At 68.9% G+C, this 13,639-nt stretch carries 13 protein-coding genes; 6 read left to right on the forward strand and 7 right to left on the reverse strand.

Annotated elements, in window-relative coordinates; all coding sequences use genetic code 11:
- Positions 1-276: 276 nt before the first annotated feature.
- Both HHL28_RS06630 and HHL28_RS06635 read left to right on the forward strand, forming a co-directional pair.
- Positions 277-1,962 carry a peptide ABC transporter substrate-binding protein gene (locus tag HHL28_RS06630; protein ID WP_075769454.1) on the forward strand — a complete coding sequence of 562 codons (1,686 nt, stop codon included), beginning with the start codon at positions 277-279 and terminating at the stop codon, positions 1,960-1,962.
- A 76-nt stretch (positions 1,963-2,038) separates the two neighbouring features.
- Positions 2,039-2,587: an FKBP-type peptidyl-prolyl cis-trans isomerase gene (locus HHL28_RS06635; protein WP_075769455.1), complete on the forward strand. Its 549-nt coding sequence runs from the start codon at positions 2,039-2,041 to the stop codon at positions 2,585-2,587.
- An 89-nt stretch (positions 2,588-2,676) separates the two neighbouring features.
- Here HHL28_RS06635 and HHL28_RS06640 read toward each other — a convergent pair whose 3' ends face one another.
- Positions 2,677-3,828: a beta/alpha barrel domain-containing protein gene (locus tag HHL28_RS06640; RefSeq protein WP_075769456.1), complete on the reverse strand. Its 1,152-nt coding sequence runs from the start codon at positions 3,826-3,828 to the stop codon at positions 2,677-2,679.
- Positions 3,829-4,008: 180 nt separating this feature from the next.
- Between HHL28_RS06640 and HHL28_RS06645 the strand changes: the two genes are divergently transcribed.
- Complete coding sequence (locus HHL28_RS06645; protein ID WP_075769457.1) at positions 4,009-4,509, forward strand: YciE/YciF ferroxidase family protein; 501 nt, start codon at positions 4,009-4,011, stop codon at positions 4,507-4,509.
- A gap of 70 nt (positions 4,510-4,579) precedes the next feature.
- Here the strand turns inward: HHL28_RS06645 and HHL28_RS06650 are convergent, their stop codons facing one another.
- The 5 genes from HHL28_RS06650 to HHL28_RS06670 all read right to left on the reverse strand — a co-directional run bounded on the left by HHL28_RS06650 (position 4,580) and on the right by HHL28_RS06670 (position 8,281).
- Positions 4,580-5,047, reverse strand: coding sequence for a periplasmic heavy metal sensor (locus tag HHL28_RS06650; RefSeq protein ID WP_169654888.1), 468 nt, complete (start codon positions 5,045-5,047; stop codon positions 4,580-4,582).
- Entirely contained in the window at positions 5,044-5,505 is a 462-nt protein-coding gene (locus tag HHL28_RS06655; protein WP_075773579.1) for a hypothetical protein, read from the reverse strand. Before HHL28_RS06655 ends, HHL28_RS06650 begins: the two co-directional genes overlap by 4 nt.
- Positions 5,502-6,134, reverse strand: a complete 633-nt coding sequence (locus HHL28_RS06660) for an RNA polymerase sigma factor (RefSeq protein WP_083699675.1) — start codon at positions 6,132-6,134, stop codon at positions 5,502-5,504. Before HHL28_RS06660 ends, HHL28_RS06655 begins: the two co-directional genes overlap by 4 nt.
- Positions 6,135-6,180: 46 nt before the next feature.
- Positions 6,181-6,621 carry an EF-hand domain-containing protein gene (locus tag HHL28_RS06665; RefSeq protein ID WP_075773580.1) on the reverse strand — a complete coding sequence of 147 codons (441 nt, stop codon included), beginning with the start codon at positions 6,619-6,621 and terminating at the stop codon, positions 6,181-6,183.
- 115 nt (positions 6,622-6,736) lie between these two features.
- Positions 6,737-8,281 (reverse strand): sensor histidine kinase, encoded by a 1,545-nt coding sequence (locus HHL28_RS06670; protein WP_169654890.1) that lies wholly within the window; start codon positions 8,279-8,281, stop codon positions 6,737-6,739.
- 221 nt (positions 8,282-8,502) lie between these two features.
- Between HHL28_RS06670 and HHL28_RS06675 the strand changes: the two genes are divergently transcribed.
- Both HHL28_RS06675 and HHL28_RS06680 read left to right on the forward strand, forming a co-directional pair.
- Positions 8,503-9,351: a hypothetical protein gene (locus HHL28_RS06675; protein ID WP_075772914.1), complete on the forward strand. Its 849-nt coding sequence runs from the start codon at positions 8,503-8,505 to the stop codon at positions 9,349-9,351.
- 118 nt (positions 9,352-9,469) lie between these two features.
- Positions 9,470-9,685 carry a hypothetical protein gene (locus tag HHL28_RS06680; RefSeq protein ID WP_169654892.1) on the forward strand — a complete coding sequence of 72 codons (216 nt, stop codon included), beginning with the start codon at positions 9,470-9,472 and terminating at the stop codon, positions 9,683-9,685.
- Between the two features lie 144 nt (positions 9,686-9,829).
- On the opposite strand, the gene HHL28_RS06685 is transcribed toward HHL28_RS06680, so the two are convergent.
- Positions 9,830-12,160 carry a S8 family peptidase gene (locus HHL28_RS06685; protein ID WP_169654894.1) on the reverse strand — a complete coding sequence of 777 codons (2,331 nt, stop codon included), beginning with the start codon at positions 12,158-12,160 and terminating at the stop codon, positions 9,830-9,832.
- Between the two features lie 244 nt (positions 12,161-12,404).
- Here HHL28_RS06685 and HHL28_RS06690 point away from each other — a divergent pair, with 244 nt between their 5' ends.
- Positions 12,405-13,619, forward strand: coding sequence for an acyl-CoA dehydrogenase (locus HHL28_RS06690; protein WP_404326684.1), 1,215 nt, complete (start codon positions 12,405-12,407; stop codon positions 13,617-13,619).
- Positions 13,620-13,639: the final 20 nt, after the last annotated feature.

Here is a 13,639-nt window from a genome sequence, read left to right on the forward strand (position 1 = left end):
TTGGATGCTCGGGCCTTGTCCGACACCCGCCTCCCGAACCCCAGCCAGGTGCCAAGCCCGACCAACGGCTTTGCCGGGTAGGATTACCTGGGCTATAACAACCCATGGATGGACCGGCTGCCGGACAATGTAGGAACGGTGTGCGCTGCTGCGGGTGAACGCGCCCTGTGGCTGCGGCTCCAAGCGCGCCATGCCGGGGATCTGCCGGCGCGGCCGAATGTCCACCAGTTCGGGAGCGCCATGGGGAATCGGGGCTTGGCGACGGGAGGAAGGCTCATGGCGCGGCGATGGCTGTTGGCGGGCCTGACCTTGGCGGCGGCCCTGTTCGGGCCCCTGCCGTCAGGGGCGGCGGATGTGCCGGCGGGCGAGGGCGCAGCCACCCTGACCATCGGCATCACCAGCTTCCCCGGCAATTTCCATCCCAACATCGAAGCCCAGGCGGCCAAATCCTACATGCTGTGGATGGCCTACCGGCCGTTCACCACCTTCGACAAGGACTGGAAGCTCACCTGCCTGCTCTGTGTCGAGTTGCCGACCGTCGAGAACGGCAACGCCTGGATGGCGCCCCTGCCGGACGGCTCGCCCGGCATCAAGGTCCGGTTCCGCATCGACCCGGACGCCACCTGGGGTGACGGCAAGCCGGTGACCGCCCGGGACGCTGCCTTTGCCCTGGAGGTGGGGAAGAACGCCCAGTCCGGCTTCAGCAATTCCCGCCTGTACCAGCAGGACATCGCCGGCATCGAGGTGGAGGATGAGAAGACCTTCGTCCTGCACCGGAAATATGTCTGCGACTACAACCAGATCAACGACTTCCGCCTGCTGCCGGAGCATCTGGAGGGCCCGGTCTTCCGTGCCAACCCGGGGGAGTATCTGAAGCGGAACCTGTACGACACGGACACCCTGAACCCCGGCCTCTGGTTCGGGCCCTACAGGCCCGTGCGCATGACCCGCGGCGCCTTCGTCGTGTTCGAGCGCAATCCCACCTGGAAGGGCAATCCGCCGGCCTTCGACCAGATCGTCGTCAAGTCGGTGGAGAACAACACCGCCCTGGAGCAGACCCTGGTGGCGGGCGGCGTGGACATGGTGGCGGGGGAGGTGGGCTTCAACGTGGTGCAGGGTGCCCAGTTGGAGCGGCGGGTGGGTGACCGGATGAACGTGGTCTGGAAGCCCAGCCTGTCCTACTTCCACATGGACCTGCGGCACGACCACCCGGCCCTGAAGGACCGCCGGGTGCGCCAAGCCCTGATGTATGCCATGGACCGCGGCCTGATCGTGGATGAGCTGTTCTATGGCAAGGGGCTGGTGGCCGACACGCACATCAACCCGCTGAACCAGGTCTTCCACGAGGGCGTCTACCGCTACGCCTACGACCCGGCCAAGGCGGCGGCCCTGTTGGATGAGGCCGGGTGGACCCTGCGGCCCGACGGCTGGCGCTACGATTCGCAGGGGCGGCAACTGAAGCTGGAGTTGCTGGCCGCGGCGTCGGACCGGACGCTGGAGCTGTTGCAGCAGGTGGTGCAGGACATGTGGCGCCGGGTTGGCATCGCCACCGAGCTGCGCACCGTCACCACCCGGGTCATGTTCGGGGAGTTCCTGCGAAAGCGCACCTTCGGTGGCCTGACCATGTTCACTTGGCAGAGCAGCCCCAACGACGTGCCGGAGACGGTGCTCCAGACCACCTACATCCCCACGGAGCAGAATGGCTGGTCCGGCCAGAATTACGGTGGTTACAGCGTGCCGGAGATGGACGATTTGCTGGTGAAGATGGAGAATGTCTGCCAGCCCGAGGAGAACGCGGCCCTGTGGCGCCGCTTCCAGGACCTGTATGCGGAGGACCTGCCGGCTTTGCCGCTCTGGTTCCGGTCCCAGGTCTTCTTCATGCCCAAATGGCTCAAGGGGCTGGAGCCCACGGGCCATCAGTACCACAGCACCCAATGGGTGGAGAATTGGACCCGGGAATGACCGCCCTCGACTTGCCATGTTGGGGTTGCTAGATGCAGCCCCAGTTGCCTGATGTCGCCGCCGGAGTGGCCCCCTGATGAAGACCCGTACCCTTGTCCTGATCGCCACCCTGCTGGCCATGCCGCCCGCCGGCCTGATCGCCATGGCCCAGCAGGCGCCATCGACGCCGCCGGAAGCCGCGCAGCCCACACCCGACCCGCAGCGCCAGTACCTGGCCCAGAATGCCAAGCAGCCGGGTTGGCAGGTCACGCCCAGCGGGCTCCAGTTCAAGATTGACCAGCGCGCCACCAATCCCGCCGCCGTCCGCCCGGCCCTGACCGACATCGTGACCGTCCACTACCGCGGCACGCTGATCGACGGGAAGGAGTTCGACAGCAGCTACAAGCGGGGCCAGCCGGCCACCTTCCCCCTGAACCGCCTGATCCGTGGCTGGCAGGAGGGCATCTCCATGATGCGGGTGGGGGAGAAGTGGCAGTTTGCCATCCCGTCCGACCTGGGCTATGGCCCCAAGGGGGCTGGCGACGACATCCCTCCGGGGGCGACCCTCCTGTTCACGGTGGAGCTGTTGGACGTCCGCAAGCCGGACAACACCAACCTGCTGGACCCGAAGAACTGGGGCCGGTGAGCATCTGATCCGGTGAGGGGCGGGGAACTGCCCGTCCCCCTTCCGCAGATGCGACTTTCGAATTCGAAGGTCGCGGCGCCGCGCGCCGGCTATGGCGCCTTCCGCATCAGGAACTCCCGCCCAACCTTGACCCGCCTTACACCGTCATATTCGACGATGTCGGCGGTGGCGTAGGTCTCCGACCATTTGTCCGGCAGGTAGCTGCCGGTTCCCACCACGTCGATGGGGGCAAGGGCATCGGCCATCACGCGGCACTTTTCCGGGTTGAAGCCGCTGCTGGCGACGATCTTGGCCTTTGGGAAACCCGCCTCATCCAGCCTTTCCCGCATCCAGTGGATGGCGGCGGCAGAGACGCCGGGGCCGATCAGGTGGCGGAGTTCGCCTTCGTCCCGATAACCGCGCAGGCAGGCCGGGGCGCGGCGTTCCAGCACGGCATAGCTCTGCGGCGGGTCCAACCCCTCCACGAAACGGCCGCCGGGCGTGTCCAGGCGGAAGGATAGGTCTCCCGCCGCCGCCAGGTCGGGAAACCGGCGGCAGACTTCCAGGCTGTCGCTGACCTCCCGGCCGAAATAATCGCAGAGCACGGTCATGGGCTCGTCCGGGAAGGTCTCCCGGTACATCTCCGCGGCCCGCAGGGTAGAGCCGGCATAGCCGATCAAGGCGTGGGGCATGGTGCCCAGGCCGCGGGGCTTGCCAAAATGGTGTGCCGTGGCGTCGGTGGCGTTGCCGACGAAACCCACGGCGCCGTCCTTGCGCCGGGCGCGGGCGGAACCGACGGAGGCGGCGTAGGCCATCAGCTCAGCCATCTCGGTGCCGGCGCAGTGGCGGGCATCCATGGCCAGGAAGGCCACCTTGGGCAGGCCCGCGGTCATCATGTAGGCGTTGTATGCGGCCACACAGGCAGGGCCCAGCTTCATCAGGAACAAGGTCTCCAACTCCACCAGCCGGGAGAAGGGGCCTGAGATCCACATCATCGGCTCACCCGCGCCGACCCACTTGCCCTCCTCATAGTTCTGCTGGATGTCCGGCGTGAAGCCGCGGGCGGCACCGGTATCGAGGAGCCACTCCAGGGCAAGGCGCGGGGCGAAGACCACCGGGCGGCGCATGAAGACGGCATAGGTCACGTTGGCGTCGCCGAACCGCTCCACGATGGCCCGGGTCCGCTGGAAATAGACGTCGGTCCAGCGCGGCACGTCTTCGGCCGGGGGCGGGGACGGTGGGAGACGTTTCTGGTCGGCCATGGCGGTGTCCGCTCTCTCGGTGGCTTTCGGCCAGATAAACACCCCCCGGGGAAAAACGGTAGGCCCGTAACGATCTGCCCCCGACCCTGTTGGGGAGCACGGCAGGGACGGTTGGGGGGAACGCCCCGAGCGGTCCGCCATCCTGCCCTGAGAACGGAACCCTGAGAGGACGCGACAACCATGGCCACGAAGTCCATGAAAGACCTGCTGGTCGAAGAACTGCGCGACATCTATGACGCGGAGAAGCAGGCCCTGAAGGCCTACCCGAAGATCATGAAGGCCGTTCAGAACGAGCAGCTCAAGAAGGCCTTCGAGACCCACCGCGAGCAGACCGATGGCCAAGTGGAGCGCCTCAAGCAGTGCTTCGAGCTGCTTGACCAGCGTCCCCGCGCCAAGCACTGCGACGCCATGGAGGGCCTGATCGAGGAGGCCCAGAGCCTGCTGGACGAGGGCCTGCCGCCCCAGCTGCTGGACGCCGCCATCCTGGCCGCCGCCCAGAAGATGGAGCATTACGAGATCGCCGCGTACGGCACCGTCCATGCCTATGCCGAGGCTTGCGGCCTGAATGACGTGGCGAAGCTGCTGGAGCAGACCCTGGCGGAGGAGAAGCAGACCGACGAGCTGCTGAACCGCATCGCCATCGAGGACGTGAACAAGAAGGCCATGCAGGCGGCGGCGTAAGCTTCCGACTGCCGGACATGGGAAGGGCCGCCCCGGCAAGGGGCGGCCCTTTTTCATTGCGCTGCCCGTTTCAGCGCCGGGGCGGCGGGCCCGGCGGATCGTCATCGTCGTGGCCGTCCCGGCTGTCCACTCGGGGCGGGGGCAGGGTGCCGTTGGCCTGGGCCTCGGCCATTGTCCTGACCAGGGTGGCGTGGAGCTTGTCCGCCACCTGCTCTCCGTGGGCACGCAGGTTGGCCAGGGCGGCGTCCGCGGCGGCGGGGTCGAAAGGCCGCGCCCCCAGGGCCGCGGCCACCTGCTGCCGCGCTTCCCGCAACGCCTGCCGACGGGCTTCCCTGGCCTGCCCGTCCTCCGACATGGCGCGCCGCACCTCACGCCGGATCTCGTCGGGGACGGTGGCGAACAGCCGGTCCAACGAGGGATTGCCACCACGCCCGCCGCGGCCGGACAGGTGGTGTCCAAGCATAAGCCCAGCCACGAGCAGGTTCAGGGAAACCGAGATGACGAGGGCGATCGTCAGGAAGAGGGTGGATCGCCTCATTGGAACTGCTCCAGGTCGGAAGAGGTATCGTAATAGACAAGGGTGTCGCCGGACGCGGTGTCGGCTGACTGGCTGCCCGTGAGGTCGGGCACGCTGACCAGTTGGGCATAGCCCAGCACGAACCCCACCAGGGCGGCGGAACAGGCGGCGGCCATGCCCCCGGCGAAGGGTCGCCAGGCATGGCCGAGCAGGCCTTGGAGCCGTGCCCCCAGGCCCGGTGCCGCGACACGCGGGTGGGCCAGCGGGATGGACAGCACGGCCTGGCGCAGGGCGGGGCCCGCCCGCTCCGCCGGAAGGTCGGACAGGGCGTCGGCCAGCAGCCGGTCGGTCTCCAGCATCCGCCGCGCCGCCGGGTCGCGGGCCAGCAGGGACTCGGCGGCGGCGCGGTCGGGGGCGGGCCAGGCGGACAGGTCGGGGCCGTGGCGGTCCAGCAGGTCGGCGAAACGGTCAGGGGTCATGGCTGGCCTCCATCGGTCGTACTTCCGCCCCGCCAGCCGGCGAGGCGGTCACGCAGGCCCCGCTTGGCCCGCACCAGCAGGGTTTCCAGGGCCTTGACGCTGACGTCCAGGGCCTTGGCGGCCTCGGCGTTGCTCAGGCCGGCGTCATAGGTCAGGGAGATGGCCGCCCGCTGCCGTTCCGGCAGGTCGGCCACGGCATGGGCCAGGGCCCCGGCGAAGCGGTGTTGCTCCAGAACCTCGCCCGGGTCGGGGCGGGTGTCGGCGGGGTCCACCGACTCGTCCAGGGGAGCGGCGCCGGGGCGTCGCTTGCGGTCCAGGCAGAGGTTCATGGTCACGCGGTAGAACCAAGTACTGAAGCGGGCGCCGCCCGGCCGGAACCGGTCGGCGCCCTGCCACAGCTTCAGAAATGCCTCCTGGGCCACATCCTCCGCCTCCGCCCGGTTGGACAGCACGCGCTGCGCCACGGTGACGGTGCGGTCCAGGTGGCGCTCCACCAGCATCCCGTAGGCCCGACGATCCCCGGCGGCCACGCGGGCCACCAGCTCCTCGTCGCTCGGCTCTGCCGTCGGATGGGCCAGGGACACCGGGTCCTCCCCGTTGCGGGCGGACAGGACCCGGCCCGGTGCCATCCTAGCCTGTGTGGACGCGAGGGTCACGGGCCAGGCCTGCCGTCACTCAGCGATGGCCGCGGTGGTGGGGACGGTCGCCCGGCGACAGGGTGCCGTCATCATCCCGGTCCATGCGGTCGAACATGCGCTGGGCCGCGGCATCGAACTCCGCCTGGGTGATGGTGCCGTCCTTGTCGGCGTCCATCCGCTCGAAGCGGCGCTTGGCCATCTCCTGCCGGCGCTCCTCGCGCATTTTTTCCAGCCCCTGCTGGAACTGCGCCAGGGTGACCTTGCCGGTGCCCGTGGTGTCGAACTTCTTGAAGGTTTCGGCGCGGCCGGCCTTGAACTCGGCCTCGTCGATCTTGCCGTCCTTGTTGGTATCGAAACGCTCCAGCATCTCGGCGCCCTGGCCGCGCGGGCCCATGGGGCGGTCGCCAGCCGGCTGGGCGGTGGCGGCGGTGGCGAGGAGCAGGCCGGACAGGGCGGCCAGGGACAGGGAACGGATCATGGGGGACCTCTTTTCATCGCGGCGGGTGTCTCGCTGCCCGCCTGTCCCTTCTACGCAAGCGCCCCCGGACCCTGCGCGGGCACCCCGCGGAAATTTTCCCCGGTACCGCGGGCGGTCAGTCCGCCAGGGCTTCCTCCGCCGTGGGCGCGTCGGCCGGGGCGCTAGCCGGGAACCGGGCGGTGAAGGTGGTGCCGCACCCTTCCGCACTCTCCACCATCAGCGCGCCACCCAGGGTGCGAGTCACCAGGTTGAAGCAGATATGCATGCCCAGGCCGCTGCCGCCCGCCCCGCGCTTGGTGGTGAAGAAGGGCTCGAACACCCGGTTCAGATGGTGGGGCGGTATGCCCTTGCCGTCATCGCTGAAGCGCAGTTCCACCATGTCGTCCGGCAGTCTCAGCAACTCGATGGTCATGGTACCGCCCCTGCCGTCGTCGAAGGCGTGCAGCAGGGCGTTGATGACGAAGTTGGTCAGCACCTGGGCGATGGCGCCAGGATAGCTGTCCACCACCAGCCGATCCTCCCCTTGGATCAGCACCCGGTGAGGGGTGCGCTTCAGCCGGGGGCCGAGGCTGAGCATGACCTCCCCCACATAGGCCCGCAGGTCGAACGACCGCCTCTGGTCGTTGGCGCGGTCGACGGAGACCTGCTTGAAGCTCTGGATCAGGGCGGCGGCGCGCTGCATGTTGGATTGCAGCAGGGCGGCCGCGTCGAGGGCGGCCTTGGTGTAGTCTTCCAGGTCCGCCTTGCGGAGCTGGTTGCTCGCCAACGCCCGGTCCAGCGCCCGTGTCTCATCCGCCAAGTGGGATGCGGCGGTGAGGGCGATGCCCACGGGCGTGTTGATCTCATGCGCCACGCCGGCCACCATCTGGCCCAGGCTGGCCATCTTCTCCGCCTGGATAAGGCTGTGCTGGGTGGCGCGCAGGTCGGACAGGGCCTGTTCGGCCCGGTCACGGGCCATGCGCAGGTCGTCGGCGGCGCGGGTGCGCTCGGCCTCCTCCGCCGCCAGCTTGGACAGCAGGCGGTTGTAGGCCGCCATGATGGTTCCGATCTCGTCCTCGGACTCCAGGGGCAGGGGCTGCCGACGCCGCGGGTCCTCCGCCCGGTGGATGGCATCCAGGAAGCGGGCCAGGGGCCGGTCGATGGTCAGGGTGTGGGCGAGCACCGCGCTGCCTGTCGTGGTGGCGATGACAACCAGCAGCAGCAGCACGTCACGCAGCAGCTGCTTCTCCACCGCGGCCTGGATTCGGCCGTCGCCGAAGGTCAGGCCCAGCTCACCGATCAGTTCCGGCCTGCCCTCCGCCACCTCGGGGCCATGGACGGGCACGCGGATGGACCATTCCTTGCCCGGGACGTCCGGCCGGGCCGCGCGGGCCAGGCTCAGCCCCCGCTCGTCCCAGACCTCCACCACGGCGATGTCGGGGTTGGTGAGCATCGCGTCGACGATGCTCTGCAGGGTACGCTTCTCGAAGTTCCAAATCGGGGTGCGCACCGCCAGGGCCTGGGCGGCGGCCACCGTCTCCATCTCCTGTACCAACCGCTGGCGCAGCTCATGCCGGTTGGCCAGGACGGACACGGCGGAGGTCAACAGGGTGCAGGCGATGATCATCGGCAGGATGACCACCACGAACTTGCCCCGCGTCGTCCGCATCCGGCGCAGCATTCCCGATCCCGGCTACCTCGTCCGACAACACAGTTGCCCGATCGCGCGGCGGGCACAAGGTCCATATGAAAGGAAAAGCAGGGCCACACGCTGCACGGGCATGGGGCATGTGCCGCGAGGCGCGTGCATCGAACGCCCTTCGGTGGTAATCATAACCTGTTAATGTGGCGCTGCGGCCGGTCAAGGCCGGGTTCTCGACCCCCACGGGGCAGGGATACGGGATGGTGATGGCAGGTCCGGAGCCCAAGGTCAGGGGCGTCATCTACGGCAGGAGCCTGGATTTCAAGCCGCCCCCGCCGGCGGTGGACGTGCTCGGCTCGCCCTTGAAGCTCACGGACGTGGAGTATGTGCGGGTCCCGCAGAAGAGCTGGCGGGACCAACTGCGCCTTTTCCTCCAGTCCAGCGGTCTGACCACCATCCCCATGGCGGCCAGGCTCCGCTGGCAGTCACATGACGTGCTGGAGTGGTTGCAGGCCTCGCTGTTGGGCAGGGGGCGGGGCAGGCGGGTCGCCGTGACCCACCCCGTCCAACTGATGCCGGCCATCGAGTTCCTGATGGGCCTGCCGCCGGAGCTGGAGATCGAGCGGCGGCTGCTGCACACCCTGATCGGCCGCGGCCTGATCGAGTACCGCAAGCGTATGAGCCAGGCCCGGGAACGGCCGCTGATCTTCGCCAAGGAGGCCAACGGCCACTTCTTCGCCGGGTTCAAGGAGCAGCAGCTCGTTTCCAAGGTCTCCAGTCCCGGGGAGCAGTTCCAGGCTGTCCAGCGGATCTACAACAGCTATTACCATTTCCGCTGCCTCTACATCTTCGCCATCATCTCCCGCGAGCCGCCGGACCACGCCAGCAAGCTGTTCAGCAAGTTCATGCGGGCGTCCTTCTTCCTGTCCACCATCCAGGATGACGGCACGATCTCGTCCAAACCCGCCTACCGCCAGCTGCCGCCGAAGGAGCATGTGGTGTTCCTGGCCAAGCGGGACTCGGCCTTGCAGGCGCGGCTGCGGGAGGATGAGCAATTGCGGGCCGAGTTGCAGGGCCTGTTGCGCTATTTCCGCCCCTTGCGGGGGTAGGGGGGCGCTACCCCCAACAGGCGTGGCATCGCCGCAATCCGGCCATGGGGCCGCCCCGGTTTCGCCCGTGCGCGATGGTCAGGTCGGCGGCATGATGATGCCCCCGGTGAGTGCCCCCATGCCCAGACGCCTCCCCCTTGCCCTGATCGGACTGCTGGCCCTCGGCGCCTGCGCCAGCCCGTGCGACCGCATCAAGGAGGACATGCGCCAGCTCAACGCCGACACCATCCGGAATCCCGGCATCGCCCTGGACGGCACCTACATGTCCCGCTTCCAGGAACTGGCGGCGCAGTCGGTGGAGCATCGCTGCCTGGAAAAGGGCGAGCTGTTCTAGAACCGTTTCCCATAGACGGGAAACGGTTCTAGCCCTTTGTGTTCCTCACTCGCCGGCGCCGCATCCGCGGCTTGGCTTCGCCCGCATGGGCGGGCGCGGCGGCAGTCGCCGCCGGAGCGTGTCTACGGTCAGCGTAAACACGCTCTAAAACCTGACCCTGTAGCGGGCCGCCACGCCATAGGCCGGGGCCGCGTCCGCCACATGGTCCGGCTGGACGCGGACGTGGCCCGCCATCTCCAGGCTGCCGCCGGCCAGTGCCAAGCCATAGCCCAGGTCGAGCCGGATCTCCGCCCCGTCTGGCACGAGGGAGGTGCGGCTTTCCCGGAACAGGATCTCCCCGTCGTCGGAACGGCCCACCGGCACTGTCAGGCGGGCCGAGCCCGATGTGACCCGCAAGGGACGGCTGATGGTGAGGGAGAGCCGGTCGCCCCCGGCCCAGACATCCCCGCCCGCTACCCCGGCGGCGAGGCTGGTGGTGCCGATCCGGCCCCCCGTGACCAGCAGGGAGGCTGCTGATTCGTCTACCCGGGTCGCCCCGAAGGCCGCCGTGCCGAAAAGGGTCAGGCCCGCAAGCTCCAGGGCAAGGTGGCCGGCGACGAAGCCGGTCTCCGCAGCCTCACCGAGGGAAAGGGCACCGTCGCCCTGGCTGCGCAGGATGCGGTCCTGCTCCGTCGTGCTGCCCATTTGCAGGCCCAGGGACAAGGGCCCGGCGCGACCGGACAGCTCCGCCACGCCAATGGTGACGCGGTCTTGGGAGGTCCGGGCCGAGCGGCGCTCCCCCTCCTCGGACTGGGCCAGGGCCAGGCGCAGGGACAAGCCTGCGGGCAGGGGTATGCTGCCCAGGGCAACGCTGCCGCCCCGGGCGAAACCCAGGTAGGGGGTGGAAAGCGCTTCGTCCGCCGGGGTGCCGGCGGCACGCAGGCCCGCCGTGCCGGTCAGGCCCAGGGCGTTGCCAGGGTCATGACCGGACAGGAAACCCAGCTCCGCCCCGCCGGACAGGCGCAGGCGGACGTCCAGCGTCGCGTCATCCGCCCGTTCCGCCAGCCGACGGCTGGCCGGGCGGGCCGTGTCCCCGGGCCACCCACGGTCGGGGCCGGGTCGGTCCAGGGCCGGGACGGCGGCGGCCAAGTGAAGGCTGCCGATGCCGGACAGGGACAGGTCGGCGGATACAGGTGCGGTGAAGGCGGGCGTCAGCCAGTCGGCGATGCCAGACTCCCGATCCGGCTCAGCAAGGACCCGCCGGTCCAGGCGGGCGGGGAAAGGGCGGCCGAAGCCGTCCAGGAACACGGCGTCCCGCAATCCGGGGGCAGCAGCCAAGGCGTGGCCGAAGGCCGTGCCGGTCCGCAGGCCCGTGCCATCGAGGGGAAGGGTGGTGCCGGTGTTGGTGGGGATGAATGAGGTGCCCAGGGGCTGGAGGGCGCGGGCGAGGTTCACCAGGCCACGGCCATAGACGGCATCGGTGCCGGGGGCGCCCAGGTCGGTGGCGCTCTCCAGCAGGATGCTTGCCACCTGGTCCGCCCGGAGGAAGGGTGTGGCGGACCAGACGACCGCCGCGGCCCCCGTGACGAAGGGCGTGGAGATGGAGGTGCCGTTGACCACGGCGAGACCGTTGTTCAGCGTCGCCGTGGTGATGCTAACCCCAGGGGCGACCAGGAAATACGCCGCCGCCACACCGGCACGGTTGCTGAAGGCGGCGATCTGGTTGGTGGCGTCCACTGCCCCCACGGCGATCACCCGGCCGCGAACGCTCGGATCTGTGGCGAAGCCCGCCGGCTGTTCCGGGTTGGCCGAAGGGGGCGTGCCGTTGCCGGCGGAGGCGACGACCAGCAGCCCCGCCGCCGTCGCCCGGGCGATGGCGGCGTTCAGGATGGCGGAGGTGTCTCCACCGCCGAGGCTGAGATTCACGATCCGGGCGTTCTGGGCCACGGCATAGTCGAGTGCCGCGGCAAGGTCGGCGTTGGTGAAGCAGCCGAAGCGGCATTCCGCCGGCGACTGGGCGCGGAAATCCGGGTTGTCCGCCCGGATGGCCAGGATGGTGCTGTCATAGGCGACACCTTGGAGACCCGTGCCGTTCCGTCGCGCGCCGATGGCCGCCGAGATGCCGGTGCCGTGCTCCGACTGTTCGCGCAAGCCCGTCTGGTTGCCGGTGCGGATGTTGATGCTGGCGGCACTGACGGCACCGGCGAATTCCGGATTCTGGGTGTCGATGCCGGTATCCACCACGGCCACGGTGATCCCCTGGCCGGTGGCGCCCCGGTCATAGGCGGCCGAGGCGTTGAGGGCCGCGATGCCGCCGCTGAGGAAGTACTCCGGCGTCTCGAACCGAGCCGGGCCGGTGGCAGGCGGCGGTGGGGGCGGCGGGGGTGGCGGTGGCGGGGGGAGACGGGCGGCGCGACCGGAGCAGGGGTCGGCAGCGTGGCGGTTCCCCCGCCACCACCACCACCCCCGCAGGCGGTGAGTGTCGCCACGGCGCAAGCCAGCGTCAGCGCGACCCGGCTGCGATACCTTCGACCTGCCATGCGTCCCCCACGCAGCTTCTTCGGCTTGTGCGGGAGTTTCCTGCGAACGGCGGGGGTTATCAACAGCCCAGGGGGCATGTACATATCTTCGCATAGACGGGGCGGGCCTTCTGCCGCCCCCTTGACAGTTTACGTCCCACGCAGAATGTTTCGTTTGAAACGATCCTGCGGGACCACCGCCCTTCCGAGGAGGACCAGTCATGGCCGACGGCGCCACGCTCCCGCAGATGTCCAAGCCTGCCAAGGGCGGGACCTTCACCTGGGACGACCCGCTGAACCTGGACGCGCAGCTCTCCGAGGAGGAGCGCATGATCCGGGACACGGCCCGCGACTACTGCCAGGGGCGCCTGCTGCCGCGGGTGCAGTCCGCCTTCCGGGATGAGCGGTTCGACCGCGAGATCATGAGCGAGATGGGCGAACTGGGCCTGCTCGGCATGACCATCGAGGGCTATGGCTGCGCCGGCGTCAACCATGTGGCCTACGGGCTGGTAGCGCGGGAGGTGGAGCGGGTGGACAGCGGCTACCGCTCCGCCATGTCGGTGCAGTCCAGCCTGGTGATGCACCCGATCCACGCCTACGGCACGGAGGAGCAGCGTCAGAAGTACCTGCCGAAGCTCGCCAGCGGCGAGTGGGTGGGCTGCTTCGGCCTGACCGAGCCGGACGCGGGCAGCGACCCGGCCAGCATGAAGACCCGGGCCCGCAAGACGGCCACCGGCTATTCCATCAGCGGGTCCAAGACCTGGATCACCAACAGCCCCATCGCCGACGTCTTCGTCGTCTGGGCCAAAACCGATGACGGGGAAATCCGCGGTTTCGTCCTGGAGAAGGGCATGGCCGGGCTGGCCGCCCCGAAGATCGATGGCAAGTTCAGCCTCCGCGCCTCCGTCACCGGCATGATCATGATGGATGAGGTTCCGGTGGGTGAGGATGCCTTGCTGCCCAACGTGAAGGGGCTGAAGGGGCCGTTCGGCTGCCTGAACAAGGCGCGCTACGGCATCTCCTGGGGGGCCATGGGGGCGGCGGAGGCCTGCTGGCACGCCGCCCGGCAGTACACGCTGGACCGCAAGATGTTCGGCCGCCCCCTGGCCGCCACCCAGCTGATCCAGAAGAAGCTGGCCGACATGCAGACGGAGATCGCGCTGGGCCTGCAAGGGTCGCTGCGGCTGGGCCGGATGATGGACGATGGCACATGGACGCCGGAGATGATCAGCCTGCTGAAGCGCAACAATTGCGGCAAGGCCCTGGACATCGCCCGGGTGTCCCGCGACATGCATGGCGGCAACGGCATCAGCGACGAGTATGGCGTGATCCGCCATGTCCTGAACCTGGAGGCGGTGAATACCTATGAAGGGACGCATGACGTGCACGCCCTGATCCTGGGCCGCGCCCAGACGGGCTTGCAGGCCTTCAGCTAAATCCGGCGCGCGACTTCTCC

It is taken from the genome of Aerophototrophica crusticola, assembly GCF_012913305.1.
Classification (GTDB): Bacteria; Pseudomonadota; Alphaproteobacteria; order Azospirillales; family Azospirillaceae; genus Niveispirillum; species Niveispirillum crusticola.